18 protein-coding genes are annotated in these 15,175 nt (G+C 62.8%); 2 read left to right on the top strand and 16 right to left on the bottom strand.

From position 1 onward, the window contains the following. Positions 1 to 32: 32 nt before the first annotated feature. From pal to ybgC, 7 genes are all read right to left on the bottom strand, one after another. Entirely contained in the window at positions 33 to 539 is a 507-nt protein-coding gene (gene pal, locus EB231_RS06690; protein ID WP_172348133.1) for a peptidoglycan-associated lipoprotein Pal, read from the bottom strand. Positions 540 to 775: 236 nt separating this feature from the next. Next, on the bottom strand, positions 776 to 1,153 hold the full coding sequence (locus EB231_RS06685) for a four helix bundle protein (RefSeq protein WP_172348132.1): 378 nt from the start codon (positions 1,151 to 1,153) through the stop codon (positions 776 to 778). A gap of 26 nt (positions 1,154 to 1,179) precedes the next feature. Next, positions 1,180 to 2,490, bottom strand: a complete 1,311-nt coding sequence (tolB, locus tag EB231_RS06680; RefSeq protein ID WP_056575446.1) for a Tol-Pal system beta propeller repeat protein TolB — start codon at positions 2,488 to 2,490, stop codon at positions 1,180 to 1,182. 42 nt (positions 2,491 to 2,532) lie between these two features. Then, positions 2,533 to 3,690, bottom strand: a complete 1,158-nt coding sequence (locus EB231_RS06675) for a TonB family protein (RefSeq protein ID WP_172348131.1) — start codon at positions 3,688 to 3,690, stop codon at positions 2,533 to 2,535. A 7-nt stretch (positions 3,691 to 3,697) separates the two neighbouring features. Next, positions 3,698 to 4,150: a protein TolR gene (gene tolR, locus EB231_RS06670; protein WP_172348130.1), complete on the bottom strand. Its 453-nt coding sequence runs from the start codon at positions 4,148 to 4,150 to the stop codon at positions 3,698 to 3,700. Positions 4,151 to 4,160: 10 nt separating this feature from the next. Continuing rightward, a complete protein-coding gene (gene tolQ / locus EB231_RS06665; RefSeq protein WP_172348129.1) occupies positions 4,161 to 4,871 on the bottom strand; it encodes a protein TolQ in 711 nt (236 codons plus the stop codon). A gap of 440 nt (positions 4,872 to 5,311) precedes the next feature. Further along, positions 5,312 to 5,782, bottom strand: coding sequence for a tol-pal system-associated acyl-CoA thioesterase (gene ybgC, locus EB231_RS06660; RefSeq protein ID WP_172348128.1), 471 nt, complete (start codon positions 5,780 to 5,782; stop codon positions 5,312 to 5,314). Positions 5,783 to 5,961: 179 nt separating this feature from the next. On the opposite strand from ybgC, the gene EB231_RS06655 reads away from it, so the two are divergent. Continuing rightward, positions 5,962 to 7,212 carry a glycoside hydrolase family 5 protein gene (locus tag EB231_RS06655; RefSeq protein WP_172348127.1) on the top strand — a complete coding sequence of 417 codons (1,251 nt, stop codon included), beginning with the start codon at positions 5,962 to 5,964 and terminating at the stop codon, positions 7,210 to 7,212. A 74-nt stretch (positions 7,213 to 7,286) separates the two neighbouring features. Here EB231_RS06655 and EB231_RS06650 read toward each other — a convergent pair whose 3' ends face one another. The 6 genes from EB231_RS06650 to EB231_RS06625 all read right to left on the bottom strand — a co-directional run bounded on the left by EB231_RS06650 (position 7,287) and on the right by EB231_RS06625 (position 11,954). After that, complete coding sequence (locus EB231_RS06650; RefSeq protein ID WP_172348126.1) at positions 7,287 to 8,183, bottom strand: metallophosphoesterase; 897 nt, start codon at positions 8,181 to 8,183, stop codon at positions 7,287 to 7,289. 156 nt (positions 8,184 to 8,339) lie between these two features. Further along, entirely contained in the window at positions 8,340 to 9,377 is a 1,038-nt protein-coding gene (gene ruvB / locus EB231_RS06645) for a Holliday junction branch migration DNA helicase RuvB (RefSeq protein ID WP_010912034.1), read from the bottom strand. Positions 9,378 to 9,420: 43 nt separating this feature from the next. Continuing rightward, positions 9,421 to 10,041, bottom strand: coding sequence for a Holliday junction branch migration protein RuvA (ruvA, locus tag EB231_RS06640; RefSeq protein WP_056575421.1), 621 nt, complete (start codon positions 10,039 to 10,041; stop codon positions 9,421 to 9,423). Positions 10,042 to 10,054: 13 nt separating this feature from the next. Then, positions 10,055 to 10,564, bottom strand: coding sequence for a crossover junction endodeoxyribonuclease RuvC (gene ruvC, locus EB231_RS06635; protein ID WP_056575418.1), 510 nt, complete (start codon positions 10,562 to 10,564; stop codon positions 10,055 to 10,057). 94 nt (positions 10,565 to 10,658) lie between these two features. Continuing rightward, complete coding sequence (rcdA, locus tag EB231_RS06630; protein ID WP_172348125.1) at positions 10,659 to 11,192, bottom strand: protease adaptor protein RcdA; 534 nt, start codon at positions 11,190 to 11,192, stop codon at positions 10,659 to 10,661. Positions 11,193 to 11,573: 381 nt separating this feature from the next. Then, positions 11,574 to 11,954: a hypothetical protein gene (locus EB231_RS06625; protein WP_172348124.1), complete on the bottom strand. Its 381-nt coding sequence runs from the start codon at positions 11,952 to 11,954 to the stop codon at positions 11,574 to 11,576. A gap of 333 nt (positions 11,955 to 12,287) precedes the next feature. Here EB231_RS06625 and EB231_RS06620 point away from each other — a divergent pair, with 333 nt between their 5' ends. Further along, entirely contained in the window at positions 12,288 to 12,836 is a 549-nt protein-coding gene (locus EB231_RS06620) for a DUF2269 family protein (RefSeq protein WP_172348123.1), read from the top strand. A 41-nt stretch (positions 12,837 to 12,877) separates the two neighbouring features. Here EB231_RS06620 and EB231_RS06615 read toward each other — a convergent pair whose 3' ends face one another. The 3 genes from EB231_RS06615 to EB231_RS06605 form a co-directional block, all read right to left on the bottom strand. Further along, positions 12,878 to 13,648 (bottom strand): sulfite exporter TauE/SafE family protein, encoded by a 771-nt coding sequence (locus EB231_RS06615; RefSeq protein WP_172348122.1) that lies wholly within the window; start codon positions 13,646 to 13,648, stop codon positions 12,878 to 12,880. Positions 13,649 to 13,770: 122 nt separating this feature from the next. After that, on the bottom strand, positions 13,771 to 14,499 hold the full coding sequence (locus EB231_RS06610) for a class I SAM-dependent methyltransferase (protein WP_172348121.1): 729 nt from the start codon (positions 14,497 to 14,499) through the stop codon (positions 13,771 to 13,773). 88 nt (positions 14,500 to 14,587) lie between these two features. Beyond that, positions 14,588 to 15,046: an Lrp/AsnC family transcriptional regulator gene (locus EB231_RS06605; protein ID WP_172348120.1), complete on the bottom strand. Its 459-nt coding sequence runs from the start codon at positions 15,044 to 15,046 to the stop codon at positions 14,588 to 14,590. Positions 15,047 to 15,175 lie beyond the last annotated feature (129 nt).

Below are 15,175 nucleotides of genomic sequence, written 5' to 3'. Positions count from 1 at the left end.
ATCTCGCAACGCGCCGATCGGATGTATCCGACTCAGGAGCCGGCGCCGCTGAGCGTGGTGACCGCGCGGCGATTCTGCGACCAGCACGAGATGTCGTCGCAGACAGCGACAGGACGCTCCTTGCCGTAGGAAATGGTCTTCAGGCGGCTGGAAGCCACGCCCTTGGAGACCAGGAAGTCGCGGGTGGCGGCGGCGCGGCGGGCACCGAGCGCCAGATTGTATTCGCGCGTGCCGCGTTCGTCGGCATGGCCTTCGACGACGATGGCATACTGCTTGTACTGGTTCAGCCACTGCGCCTGGCGCGAAAGCGTCTGCTGTGCGTCAGCCCTGATCGAGGTCGAGTCCGTATCGAAGAAGATGCGGTCGCCGATATTGACGGTGAAGTCCTGCGCCGAACCGGGCGTTGCAGCACCGGCGCCGTTGAGGCCAAGCTCAGCGGCGTTGTTCGGAGTCTTCTTGGAGGCGCAACCGGTGATGGCGAGCATCGCCACCAGCGCGATCATGACCGGGTTTGTGGTAAGTGCTGCGATACGGCCCATGCCGCCTCTCCTTCGTATTGCGAGTGATCGTATTCGAGTGATTTCGTTGATCACCCAGTAACCACGTTTGGGTTAACCGGCATTCAAGAAACACGGTTAAAAATTGGTTTAGCTGCCCGTCCGCAACCTCTTTGATCCGGGCCACAGTTGGCGCGGACCCTAGGCGGAAATGCGGCCAAAACATGAAAGAACGAGGGAATTGAGGAACTGAAGAACTGAGGAATTGAAGAAAGGCTTCAGGTCAGCCTCTCTCTAAGGCTCACGAGCATCCCATGGATTTGGGCATAGGATTGTCGCCAAGTGTGGAGTTGGGACGGCGTGATGTATTGAAGATCGAACGCGTAGGATATCCACGTCTCCACTTCGCTGCATGACCCGATCGCCATCGAAACGAAACGAGCAAATTCGGCTTTGGAGTGGCTCTGTTTGGCAAATCCTTCAGCCAGATTGGCGCAGATCGCTTTGCTCGAGCGGCGCAACTGATCGGCCAGTGCGTATTGCTCAATTTTCGGAAAGCCAAGAGTGGCTCGATGCACCTCAAGAGAAGCTGAGTAAGCGCGCTTGTAGACTTCCAAGTCTCGTGCGCGCTCGACGAAGCGCCCCGGCTTCTCCATTCCTCAGTTCCTCAGTTCTTCAATTCCTACTCAAGCAGCGGCGACCAGGCCGGGTCGGACGCGAAGTTCGCGGTCGGGATAGGCTGTTCGTTGCGGCCGGTGAGATCGACCGAAACCAGTTTCGGTCCGCCATTGGCGTCGCGGAAGAACATCAAGACGCGGCCATTCGGCGCCCAGGTCGGCCCTTCCTGCTGGAAGCCGGACGACAGGATGCGCTCGCCCGAACCGTCGGTCTTCATGACACCGATCTGGAATTCGCCGCCGGTCTGCTTGGTGAAGGCGATGAGATCGCCGCGCGGCGACCACACCGGCGTCGAGTAGACGCCATCGCCGAAGGAGATGCGGGTCTGGCCCGAGCCATCGGCGCCCATCACATAGATTTGCGCGCGGCCGCCGCGGTCGGAGGTGAACACCACCTTGCTGCCGTCGGGCGAATAGGAGGGTGAGGTGTCGATGGCGGTCGAGTTGGTCAACCGCGTCGTCGAGCGGCTGCGCAGGTCCATGGCGAAGATGTTGGAATTGCCGTCGTCGCGCAGCAAGCTCATGATCACCTTCTGGCCGTCGGGCGAGAAGCGCGGCGCAAACGTCATGCCGGGGAAATTGCCGACCAGTTCGCGCTGTCCGGTTTCGATCTGCAGGAGATAGACGCGCGGCTGGCCGCTCTCGTAGGACATATAGGTGATTTCCTGCCGGTTCGGCGAGAAACGCGGTGTCAGCACGATCGACCGGCCGTCGGAGAGATAGCGGACATTGGCGCCGTCCTGGTCCATGATGGCGAGGCGCTTCTTGCGCGCATTCTTGGCGCCGGACTCGTCGATGAACACCACGCGCGTATCGAAATAGCCTTTCTCGCCGGTCAGCCGCTCGTAGATGGCGTCGGCTATGATGTGGGCGACGCGCCGCTGGTTGGCGTCGTTGGCGAAGAACTGCTCGCCCGCCATCTGCTGGCCGGCAAAAGTGTCCCAAAGCCGGTACTGGGCGCGAATACGGCCGTCGGCTTCCTTGCTGACGCTGCCGGTGACCAGCGCCTGCGCGTTGATCACCTTCCAGTCGTCGAAGCGGGGGGCGGCATCCGGATTGGTGATCTTCTCGATGAAGGCGCTCTTGTCGATCGGCGCGAACAGGCCGGAGCGTTTCAAATCGGCGGTGACGATCTGGGAAATCTGGGCGCCAAGCGCATCGCCACCCTGGAAATCGGTGATCGCGATCGGCAGCGGCTCGACATTGCCCTTGTTGACGTTGAGCTCGACGAGCGCCAGCGCCGGTAGCGTGCCGGCTGCCGTCATGCCCATGGCCATGGCTGCTATCATCAGGAGCGGCTTGAGGATTGATTTCATGTCTTCTCGCTTCTCATACTGATTTTTTTCGGATGTCAGGGCCTAGAGGCCCAGCATCTCTCTTGGATCGAACGTGACGCGGATGTCGTTCCAGATGTCTTGCTTGCCGGCGGGAACCTGCAGGCCGGCCACGTCGCATTTCTGAACCGCGCGAACCGCGCTTTCATCGAACTGCCGATTGCCGCTCGACTTTTCGACCGATGGGCGACCGTCGAGCTTGCCTGAGTTGTCCAGGTTGAAGCGCACGACGACGACGAAATTCTCCGAGCCTTCCAGTCCAACCGGCAATGTCCAGCAACCGCCCAACTGGCTTTCCAGGGCGCCCTGCTCCGACCTCGACAGCTTCTGGCCCTGATCCTTGTCGCCGCCGAGCGAGGCCTGCTGCGTCGAGCGCTTGGCGCCGCCGCCGGATGGCTTCTGCTTGTCGAGCAGCGCGGAGATTTCGTTGGCGTTGAACTGCTTTTCGTCTGATTTCGGTTTCGACGAGGCTTCCTTGACCGGCTTGTCGGCATTCTTGCGATCTGGCGCCTTGGCGCTTTCAGCCGGTGTCGGCTGCGGCTTCGGCCGTGCTTCCGGCGCCGGCGCCGAGCTCGGCAACTGCGTCTCTTCGGTGGGCAGATCCTTGGCTATGGCCTCGGCGACGGCATCCGGCTTGACCTCGGGCGTCGGGTCGATGGCGGCGGTCTTGTCCTGCGGCGGCGGGGTCGGTGCCGGCTTGGCCGGCGTGGGCTTGGGCTCCGTCTGCTTGACCGGCTCGGGCTTCACCTCTTCCTTGGGCTGCGGCGCCGGCGCCACTTCCGTCGCCGGAGTGGGTTTGGGCTTCTCCTGCGGCTTCGGCACGTCCTCGGTCTTCGGGATTTCCTTCGGCGTCGGCGCGGGCGGCGGAGCCGAGGTCGTGTCGACGGGCTTCGGCTTGGCCTCCGGCGTTATCGGCTTGTCGGTGTCGACGCTGTTTTCACCAACCTTCTGGGCGGCCGGGACGATGTCGGGACGCTGCGTCGGCAGCGGCGCCGGCTTCTCATGCATCACGGCCTTCTTGTCGCCCTGCAAGGTCTGCGCAATGGCTTCCATCGGCACGATGTCGACCGCGACCGACTCGACATCGGCGGACGGCAGCGCGGCCGGCGCCGACAGGGTGAACAGGCCGAAGGCCAGCACCGCCGTATGCAGTATCACCGATGTGGTGAGGCCGGTCTTCATCTCGCGTCTATTGATCCTGTTCCTGCAGCGAAACCAGGCCGATATTCTTGTAGCCAGCAGCCGAAATACGGGCCATCACCTTCATCGCCGTGCCATAGTCGGTGGCCTTGTCGCCACGGATGAAGATGCGTTCCTCGTAGCCGGTCTTGGAGATCGCCTGCAGCTTGGCCACCAGTTCCTCGATCGGGATCTCGGTTTCCTGGAGATAGATCTGGCCGGCGGCATTGATCGAGACAGTGATCGGCTGCGTGTCGGCATTCATGGCCTTGGCCTGTGTGTCGGGCAGGTCGATCGGCACGCCGACCGTGAGCATCGGCGCCGCGACCATGAAGATGATCAAAAGCACCAGCATGACGTCCACCATCGGCGTGACGTTGATCTCCGACATCAGCCCATGGTGACGGCCGCGCCGCCTGTGGCCGCGCCCGCCGCGTCCCGCCATGCCTACGGACATACCCATCAGTTACTCCTCAGGCCTTCGGCGCGACTTTTTCATCGATTTGGCGCGAGAGTATGGCGGAGAACTCGTCGGAGAACCCTTCCATGCGCACAGCGATCTTGCTCGCATCCGATGACAGCTTGTTATAGGCGATGACCGCCGGGATGGCGGCGAGCAGGCCGATCGCCGTCGCCAGCAGCGCCTCGGCGATGCCGGGCGCAACCACCGCGAGGCTGGTGTTCTTGGAGCCGGCAATGGCCTGGAACGAGGTCATGATGCCGATGACGGTACCGAACAGGCCGATGAAGGGGGCGGCCGAACCGGTGGTGGCGAGGAAGCCGAGGCGCCCCTCCAGCTTCTCCATCTCGCGGGTCAGCGCCAGGTCCATCGCCTTGTCGATGCGGGTCTGCAGGCCGAGCGGCGTCTTGGCGCCCTTCTCGAAGCTCTTCTTCCACTCGCGCATGGCGGCGACGAAAATGGCGCCCATGCCTGACGTCTTGCGGTCGGCGAGCGTGCGGTAGAGTTCTTCCAGCGACTGCCCGGACCAGAAGACCTGCTCGAATCGGTTCAGCGCCAGCCGCATGCGGCCATAGGAAACCAGCTTGTCGATGATGATCGCCCAGGTCCAGACCGAGGCGCAAAGCAGGCCGATCATGACCAGCTTGACCACCCAGCTGGCCTGCATGAACAGCGCCCAAATCGACAATTGCGCGCCCGGATCGGCGAGTGCGATATTTTCCATCGTTACGTCCTTAAGATTTCCGGGCGAAGCTGGCGGCTGGCCCCTGGCATCCCTTGTGGTCGGTTCGCACGAAGCTACCGGACACCCCAAACCGTGCCGTTAGCGGCCTTTTCAGGGCAAATATTGGTGAAAGGAAGGCGTTGGATGGCGCCAATCTTCACCAATCTCTTCATGAACCGTTATGGTTAAGGATGGGTTTAAGGATGGGTTAGTGAATTAGGCGCGGCGCATTGCCGCGCCCATCAATCACCGAGACCGGCCTGGCCAACTCATCCGCCGCCAAAGGTGGGGTGAGATTCAGGTCAGGCCGAGTCGAAAACGGCTGACACCGAGAACCGGAGCGGAGCGTACTTTTGGGTACGTAAGCTCAGTTCTACTGCGACGCAGTAGAACGGGGAAGCGCAGGTATCAGTCGTTTGCAGGCCGGCATCACCTGAATATCAGCCCACCTTGGGCATGAAGGCCGCTACCCATTCCTTGGGAAAGCGTCTCGGCCGGCCATTCTCGCCAATGATCGCCGCCTCGACCCTGGCCTCGACCAGCACCTCGTCGCCGCGCTTGAGCTGCTGCGCCATGAAGATGCGCGCGCCGGAAATGGTGTCGGTGCGGGTGTCGACGGTCAGGATGTCGTCGATGCGGGCGGGGATGCGGAAGTCGATCTCCATGCGGCGCACCACCCAGACGATCTTCTCGCCATGCTTGCCGTCGGCGAGTTCGGTGTGATGCACGCCGGTGAGCCTGAGATAATCGGAGCGGCCGCGCTCGAGGAATTCGAGATAGCGCGCATGGTAGACGACGCCCGAGAAATCGGTGTCGGCATAATAGACCCGCGCCATCAGCCGATGGCCAAACGTCGTCAGCGCGCCGGAAAGGCCGGCCAGCAGCGTCGCCGATTCACCATGATCGCCCATTGCGCTTCCTTTTTCAGTCGCGGCGAGGCACCAGTTCCGCGCGTGACCTAGAGCATGATCCCGAAAAGTGGAAACCGGTTTTTTCGGACAAACGGTTTCCGTTTGTCCAGAGACCATGCTCCAGAAAGAAATAGATCAGGAAGACGGTTCAACCAAACGTCATCCTGATCTGACATCGGATGACACTGTTGACGGCGATGATCAAGAGTTTGATGGCGGCGCTGCTGGTGCTGGCGGCCTTGGCGGTGCCCGGTCAGGCTGCGACATTTGCTATGAAGCGCGGCCTCAATCTCGACCAGTGGGTCACCTGGCCGGGCGAGGATCAGTGGAGCGATGCCAAGGCCATACTGCCCTATCCGGAATGGCGCAAATTCCTCAAGGAGGACGATCTCAAGGCGCTCAAGGAGGCGGGCTTCGATTTCCTGCGCATGCCGGTCGACCCCTCGCCTTTCCTGTCCGACCAGACAACGGCGTTGAGTGACGACCTCTATGCCGGCGTGCTGGACTCGGTGCGCATGATCAACCGCGCCGGCCTCAAGGTGATCGTCGACATGCACCTGATCCCGGCCGGCGGCAGCCGCAAGATCGGCATGGCCGAGGTGATGGACGATCCGCGGACCTTCGACAGCTATGTCGACATGATACGCAAGATGGCCCGCACCCTGGCCGGCGAGGATCCCGAGAAGGTTGCCTTCGAGCCGATGAACGAACCGATCGTCGATTGTGACAGCGCCGGCACCAGCCTGTGGCCGGACCGCCAGCGGAAATTGTTCGCCGCGGCGCGATCGTCGGCGACGAAGCTGACCCTGGTGCTGACCGGCGCCTGCTATTCCGCCGCCTCGTCCCTGGAGAAGATCGATCCGAAGGAGATTCCCGACGACAACGTCATCTGGACCTTCCATTCCTATGATCCATTCCTGCTCACCCACCAGGGTGCGACCTGGGCCGGCGACTTCATTCCCTATGTGACAGGCCTGCCCTATCCGCTGACGTCAGTGCCCAAGGCGCAGCTAGACGTGACGCTGGACACCATCCGCGCCCGCATCAAGGCCGAGGCGCCGTGGACACGGCAGAGCGGCCTGCTTGCCTATCTCGACGAGCAGGTCGCCAGCATGGACAGTCCCGCCAAGCTGCTTGGCCTGATGGATGCGCCCTTCAGCAAGGTCGAGGCGTGGGCCAAGGCCAACGGCATCAAGCCGGAAAACATCACGCTGGGCGAGTTCGGCATGATCCGCCAGGAATACGGCAATGCCTATGTGATGCCGGCCGAATACCGCGCCGCCTATGTCAAGGACATGATCGCGCGGGCCGAGGCGCATGGTTTCTCATGGTCGGTGTGGAGTTATGGCGGCGCCTTCGGCATCGTCGATGCCTTCAACGGCGATAAGGCCGAGCCGGACGTGATGGATGTGATCCAGTCACTTCACTAGGGCAATTCCGGGAAAGTGCGAAACGGCTTTCCCTGGAAATTTAGTTAAAACAAAGAGTTAGCGCTGTATTCAAGTCAACCGAGGTCGATCTGCAGGATTTCCGGCCTCATGCCGAAACGCACCGGCAGGATGCTGAAGCCGAGCCCGCCCGAGACGATCAGATTGCGGTCGTTCTCGACGACATGGCCATAGGCATAGCGATTGCCGAAGCGCGACGGCACGACGGGCGAATAGCCGAACAGCCGCACCTGCCCGCCATGGGTATGGCCCGACAGGGTCAGCGAGACGCGCCATGGCACGGTGGGAAAAATATCCGGCTCATGGGCGAGCAGGATGACAGGCGCGCTGTCACCGACCTTGGCCAGCGTGCCGTCGAGATCGTCGAGCCCCTTGCACGGGTCGCCCTTCCTGGCCGGCAGCAACGCCAGTTGGTCGGCCAGGCCGGCGATCCAGACGCCATGGCCATCCTTCTCCAGGCGCACGACATCGTTCTCCAGCACCGGGATGCCGACCTTCTCCAAGGCCTTGCGTGCTATGATCGGCCCGGCTCCGGCGCGCTGCGCGAAGCCATCGCTCCACCAATCGTGATTGCCAAGGATCGACAGCACCCCGAGCGGCGCCTTGAGGCCCGACAGCGCGGACGCCCATTGCGACGGCGTAACCGGCCCCGTCACCAGGGGCATGCCCGCAGTATAGTCGCCAAGCAGCACGATCAGGTCGGGCTGCAACGCGTTCGCATCGTCAACGAGCGAGGCAATTCGTTCCTGCGTCATCCAGGGCCGGCAGGCATGGATGTCGGCAAATGCCACGACCCGCAGCTTCAGGCCATCAGGCCAGTGCGGCGGCGTCAGGGCATAGCGCTTCACATGCGCCAGCAGCATCGGCTCGATGCCGACCGCATAGGCGCCAAGCGCGACAGCAGTCAGGAAAGACCCGCCGATGAAGCGCAGGAACCCGCGTCTGGTTATCATTCCGTGGCTCCGGCACATGGATCGCGGCGGCATGCCGCGAGACAGCGCCGATAAAATCCACGATTGCGCCGGCAAATCGGCAAAGGCGAGCAGATTTCGCGCATTCACGGATGCTTGATCGCTGGACCGGGAACCAGCGCCTGATCGCCTGCGTCCCTACTCTTCCTGGAACAGGTTGATCTGCTGCTGCGCCAGGTCCTTCGGCGCGTCGAGGCCGAGATGGCGCCAGGCATTTGCCGTCAGCATGCGGCCGCGCGGCGTGCGCTGGATGAAGCCCTGCTGGATCAGATAGGGCTCGATGATGTCCTCGATGGCATCACGTGGCTCCGACAGGCCGGCCGCGATCGTCTCGATGCCGACCGGTCCGCCGCCGAAATTGCGTGCGATCATGGAGAGGTAGCGGCGATCGAGCGCGTCGAGGCCGAGCGCGTCGACCTCCAGCCGTGTCAGCGCCTCGTCGGCGATCAGGCGATCGACGTGACCGTCGCCGGCGACCGAGGCGAAATCGCGCACGCGGCGCAACAGCCGTCCGGCGATGCGTGGCGTGCCGCGCGCGCGCCGCGCGATCTCCAGCGCGCCATCGTCGCCGAGCGGCATCTGCAGGATGCGGGCGCCGCGCCGCACGATCTGCTCCAGCTCTTCGACCGTGTAGAAGTTGAGCCGCACCGGAATGCCGAACCGGTCGCGCAGCGGATTGGTGAGCAGGCCAAGCCGCGTGGTGGCCGCGACCAGGGTGAAACGGGCAAGGTCGATCTTGACCGAACGCGCCGCCGGGCCCTCGCCGATGATCAGGTCGAGCTGGAAATCCTCCATCGCCGGATAGAGGATTTCCTCCACCGCCGGGTTCAGCCGATGGATCTCGTCGATGAACAGCACGTCGCCTTCCTCGAGATTGGTAAGCAGTGCGGCAAGATCGCCGGCCTTGGCGATGACCGGACCGGATGTGGAGCGGAAATTGACGCCAAGTTCGCGCGCCATGATCTGCGCCAGCGTCGTCTTGCCCAGCCCCGGCGGCCCGACGAACAGCACGTGGTCGAGCGCCTCGTTGCGGCCCTTGGCGGCCTCGATGAACACTTTGAGATTGGCCCGCACCGCCGCCTGGCCGACAAAGTCGGCAAGCGTTTGCGGCCGCAAGGTCTGGTCGGCATCCTCGCCGCGTTTTTCCGGAGCAATGAGACGGGGCGAAAGGCTCATGCTACCTTCCTCGCATAAGGCAGAGGACCGGACAAGCGAGCCCTCACCGCGCCAGTTCCTTCAGCCCGAAGCGGATCAGCTTCGAGGCGTCCGCGTCCTCGCCCGCCGTCTTCAGCGCCGCGGCAACCGCATTGGCAGCGGTGTCGCGCGAGTAGCCGAGATTGACCAGTGCCGAAACCGCGTCGGTGATCGGCGCGGCTGCCACGCCTTCGCCGAGCTCCTGCTTCAGGCCGATGGTCCCGGAGGCCGAACCCGCATAGGCCGGCGCCTTGTTCTTCAATTCGGTGACGATGCGCTCGGCCACCTTTTTGCCGACGCCTGGGGCGCGGGAAACCATGGCGATGTCGCGCAGCGCGATCGCATTGGCGAGGTCGGCCGGCGCCAATGTCGACAGGATGGCCAGCGCCACCTTGGCCCCTACGCCCTGCACATTGCTCATCAACAGCCGGAACCATTCGCGCTCGAGCGCCGACTGGAAGCCGTAAAGGCGGATCATGTCCTCGCGCACATAGGTCTCGATGAACAGCACCACCGCTTCGCCGGGCGAAGGCAGCGCGGCCAGCGTGCGCGCCGAGCAATAGGCGACGTAGCCGACGCCATGGACGTCGACGAGGCAATGATCCTCGTCGATCTCGTCCAGCGTGCCCTTGAGCTTGCCGATCATTTCCAACAGCCTCTCATGACGCAAGCGCCATCCGATAGGCGGCGCTCTGCCGGTGATGCGCGTGGCAAATCGCGATGGCCAGCGCGTCGGCGGCATGTTCGGTATCGAAGGTCGCCTTCGGCAGCAGCACCTTCACCATCATGTGGATCTGCTTCTTGTCGCCATGGCCGACGCCGATCACCGCCTTCTTGACAGCATTGGGCGCATATTCGGCGACGACGAGGCCGGCCCGCGCCGGCACCAGCATGGCGATGCCGCGCGCCTGGCCGAGCTTCAGCGTCGCCACGGCATCCTTGTTGACGAAGGTCTGTTCGACGGCAGCCTCATGCGGCATTGCCGCGTGCAGGACTTCGGCGAGCCCGTCATGCAATTGGCATAGCCGCGTCGCCAGCGCCGCCTTGTCCTCGGAGCGCACGGTGCCGGAGGCGACGAAGCGCAAGGAATTGCCGAGGCTCTCGACGATGCCCCATCCGGTGCGCCTGAGCCCCGGATCGATGCCAATGATGCGAATCGCGTCCCCCATTCGGTAACTTTACCCCTTGGGCGGACAGCGATGCCAGCGAAATGTGAACAAACCGGAAACAGTGACCTGTCGAGCCGGAAAATTCCGAAGTCGCCTAGTTGCGGGCGAACGCCGTATTGAGCAGGCTGATCTGATCCGAAACCGGATTGGGCCGGCGGCTCAATGGCTGCATGTCGACCACGGAGCCGTCGCCGTATATTTCGTCATCCATGCGACGCACCAGTGCCTGCAGGCGAAGCGAGCGGTTGACGAGGTCGAGGAAATCCTCGGGCAGTTCGGCCCAGCCCGCGGCTTCGTCATGCGCGGAAGCGGTATCGAGGCGGACCTTGGATTTTTCCGACGCAACCTGGTCCCGGGTCATTTCGCCCGAATTCGCCGCGCGCTGCAAAAGCAGCCAGGAGGCAACCTGCATCAGCCTGGTGGTCAGCCGCATCGATTCGGCCGCGTAGAGCGTGGCCGCCAGCCGCGACAGTTTCTTGGCCTCGGCGCGGCCCTTGCCATCGAGATATTCCGCCGCCTGTTCGACCAGTCCCATGCCTTCCTGGTAAAGCGGTTTGAAGGAGTGCGAAAAAACCCGGCGTTCCGCCAGCTTCACGGTTTTCGCACTGCCCTTCGAAGGCTCGTTCATTGATACGCCCCTGCACTTGCGACCGGCCGATTCGGCTCACTGCCGATACACCCGGCACCCTATATAACTGAAGCTTGAAAATGCGCTTCGCAGGGGGCGAAGGCAAGCACATGTTTAACAGAAGGTTAACAGCCATCCGCCGCGCGGGGTGCCGCCGGAATGCGGACAAAAAAAGAGCCGCGGATAAGGCGGCTCTCAGGAGTTTAACAGGGAGGCGTCAAACAAAGTGGCTCCAACCACTCGGTAAGAATCCAGATCACTGGATGCACATAGTAAACGCCTGTAAAGCTTAATGAACCTTTAACAGCCCCGAAGTTTTTTGATCGAACACCCGATTCCTGTGCCGTAACAGCACAGGCCGGAGGTCAGTTCCCGCCCTGCTCAGGCCTTCTTCCAGACCACCGGCAGGGAGATGAAGGCAAACAGAAGCATGCCTGCATAGAAGCCGATCGAAGCGATCCCCAGCAGAGGTTCGATTGCCGGATTGCCGGCAAGCAGGATGTAGAGGCCGATCATAAGCCCGATCCCGCTGATTGCCGTCAGCCAGAAGTGAACGACGGCGATCATCTTTTGCCCGACAGCCGGAAACAGATGATAGAAGAAGGCAAAGACCGCCGACATCAGCCAGCCGGCCACCATCGTGTGGGCGTGGGTTGGCATCTGGCCATGGTCTTCGCTGATGGCCATGTGAATGCCGAGCGCCATGCCGCACAGTGAATAGATGATGGCCAGCGTAAAGAAATTCCGTGCTACCCCTTGCATGCTTGTCCCCTCGAATTGCCTTTTCCCGTTTTCGGGAATGGGTTGATCGTCAGGCGATTTCTGTCGCCACCGGGCTTCCGGCTCGGCGCACTAGCATCGGCAATGTTTCTGGACGATGTCGCGCCGCCCCCTCCCGCACTTTTCACGATAGCAGAAAATGAACCGCGCATCGGTGGATGCTGAGAGCCGGCGCTGGCCGAAAACCGCCGAAACAAAAGCTGTTTTTTCGCGACATCGTTCCGAAACAGGCGCCACGCTAAACGCCCGCTCCTCTGACGGCAGGCGAATATCCGCTCCGCCGCAAAACCACCAGAAATACCCCAGGAGCAACCGATGGACTGGTATTCGATCGTCAAATTTCTCCATATCGTCTCTGCCATTTTGTGGCTCGGAGGCGGCTTCGTGCTGTTCCTGCTCGGCGTTCTTGCCGAACGCGCCGGCAACATCGCGGACAAGCTTCAGGCGATGCGCGCCAGCGGGCAGTTGGGCGGGTGTTTCTTCGCGCCGATGTCGATGCTCACCCTGATCTTCGGCCTCATCATGTGTGGCTTCTGGGTCGGCTTCTCCGACCTGTGGATCATCATCGGCCTGGTCGGCTACGCCACGACCTTCTCGATCGGCATGTTCATCTTCAAGCCGACCGGCGAGCGCATGGGCGCGATGATCGCCAAGGAGGGCGTCACGCCGGCTGTGCTTGCCATTGGCCAGCGCATGATGAGCGCGGCGCGCTTCGACTATGCGGTGATGCTGGTGATCGTCGCCGACATGGTGCTCAAGCCGACCACGCATGACATCGGCATCCTCGCCGGCATGGCGCTGGTCATAGCGATGGGCGCCACGCTGGCCTTTGGCGGCAACCGCCTCGTGCCCAGCGCCGCCTGATCCCCTTGACGGCGAGAGCGGCTGGGCAGCCGCCTCGCCTGCTACATCAGGCCGGCGAGGCCGTCCCACAGCAGCTTGACCGCCACGACGGCCACTGTCGCGTAGGTGAAGGGATAAAAGATCTCCGGCCGCATGCGCCGCACCAGCCAGGCGCCGGCGATGATCGACAGCGGCGCCAGGGGCATCAGCACGGCGGACGCCGTCAGATTGGCGGTATCGAACTGGCCGAGCGCGAAATAGGGGATGAGCTTCAACGCATTGGTCGCGGCAAAGAAGATCGCGGCCGTGCCCGACAGCACCTTGGGGTCGAGGCGGATCGGCAGCGCATAGACCTGGAAAGGCGGCCCGCCGACATGGGCGACGAAGCTGGTGAAACCGGCGACCGTACCCCAGATCGCGGCCGCCACACGATTGGGTTCGGCGGCATGGTCGGAGCCGTGGCGGAACTGCAGATAAAGCCAGCGCAGCACGAAGATGATGGCGACGGCGCCGACAATGAGCCGCACCGCCTCCTCGGTGACAAGTGCCGCCGTCAGCCAGCCGAGGCCGATGCCGATGACGGCGCCCGGCATCATGTCGGCCAGCATCTTGCGGTCGTAAACGCCCCACCATGTCCACACCGAGACGATGTCCATCAGGCACAGGATCGGCAGCAGGATGGCGGCCGCCTGCACCGGCGGAATGGTCAGCGCCATCAGCGGCACGCCGACGAAACCGACAGCGCCGCCGAAACCGCCCTTGGACAGCCCGACCAGAATGACCGCCGGAACGGCGGCCGCGTAGAACCACGGATCGAGAAGCAGGCCTGACATGGGAGGGACTGGTCTGGAGGGAAAGTGCGTCACCGCCTGAATAGCCCAGAATTCTGAGCGGAGCGACAGCAAATCCAAGCATGGCGCGTCTCGCCAATGACGCCCCTGTCCTCTCGACTTTCCTATCGACGCGCCGAGACCAGCAGGAACATCGGCCGCTCGAGTTCTTCGGCCAGTTCGGGCTTGGCCGCGACCTGCGCATCCGTGGGGCGGAACTCCTCGACATGCTTGATCGTGAAGCCGGACTTGATCAGCGCGTTGAGCGTCGTGCCGATGGTGCGGTGGTGTTTCACCACGCCCTTGGCCAGCCAGTCTGTCTCGCGCGGACCTTCCACCAGATAGCGGTCGACAGGCCATGTCCTGCGGCCTTTCTCGTCGACCACCCAGCCCGGCCTGGTCGGGGCCATGTAGATCGGATGTTCGGTGGAGAAGACGAAATGCCCGCCGGGCGACAGGGCCTGATGCACCGTTCTGAACAGGCGCGCGACATCCTCGGCATAGTGGAGGGCAAGCGAGCTGTAGGCGAGATCGAATCCGCCTGGCGGCAGGCTGAGTTGGTCCAGGTCGGCCCGCTCATAGGTGATGCCGGTGTCCGGGCCGGCGGCTCTTGCCCGGGCCAGCATCTTCTCCGACAGGTCCAGCCCAAGGACGTGGCTCGCTCCGTGCTCATGCGCCCAGCGGCAGAACCAGCCGAAACCGCAGCCGAGGTCGACGATCCGCAGGCCGCCGGCTTCAGGGAGCATCGCGCGCAGCGCCGGCCATTCCGCGGCACCGTCCAGGCCTTCGATCGACCGGCCAAGCCGGCTGTAGCCCGCGAAGAACTCCGGCTGGTCGTAGATATTTTGCGCCATGTTTTCTTCCTCGTCTCTCGGCCAATCGTCTGGTGGAAGACCGACTTTTGGTGGACAGGCGCCGCATTTCCACCACTGCCTTGCTGAGTCAAGACGATGAGGCCGATGGCGCCCCGAGCGGTGGCGGCCGCCGCCGGATCGGCTGCGCCTTGATGATGGCGGTACTGGTCTCGGCCTTGTCGGCGATGCGGTCGAGAATGCCGTCGAGGTCGCCGATCGAGCGCACGAACAGACGGGCGACGAAACAGTCGTCGCCCGTCACCTTGTCGCATTCGCCAAACTCGGCGATCTCCTCGATCAATTTCTGGACGATGTGCAGCTTGCCTGGCAAAGGCTTGATGCGCACGATCGCCTGCAGCGTATAGCCGAGCGCCAGGGGATCGATCTCGACGGTGAACGCCCGGATGACGCCGCGCTCCTCGAGCCGCCGCAGCCGCTCCGAAACGCTCGGCGACGACAGCCCGACCTGGGCAGCCAGCTCCTTCAGCGAGGTCCGTGCATCCCGCACCAGGATTTCGAGGAGATTTCGGTCGAGATCGTCCAGCATTTTAGATTTCTCACAAATTCGCAGCCGAGACCTAATATAATTAGGTTATCTCTCCATACTGCCTTTTCAATCGGATAGAAAGCACTCACTTAGCATGAGATTATGCCGCCTCAGCGGGCACAGAGGTCT

Origin of the sequence: Mesorhizobium sp. NZP2298, from assembly GCF_013170825.1 — a bacterium.
GTDB lineage: Bacteria > Pseudomonadota > Alphaproteobacteria > Rhizobiales > Rhizobiaceae > Mesorhizobium.
This window is presented reverse-complemented; position numbering and strand designations above follow the sequence as displayed.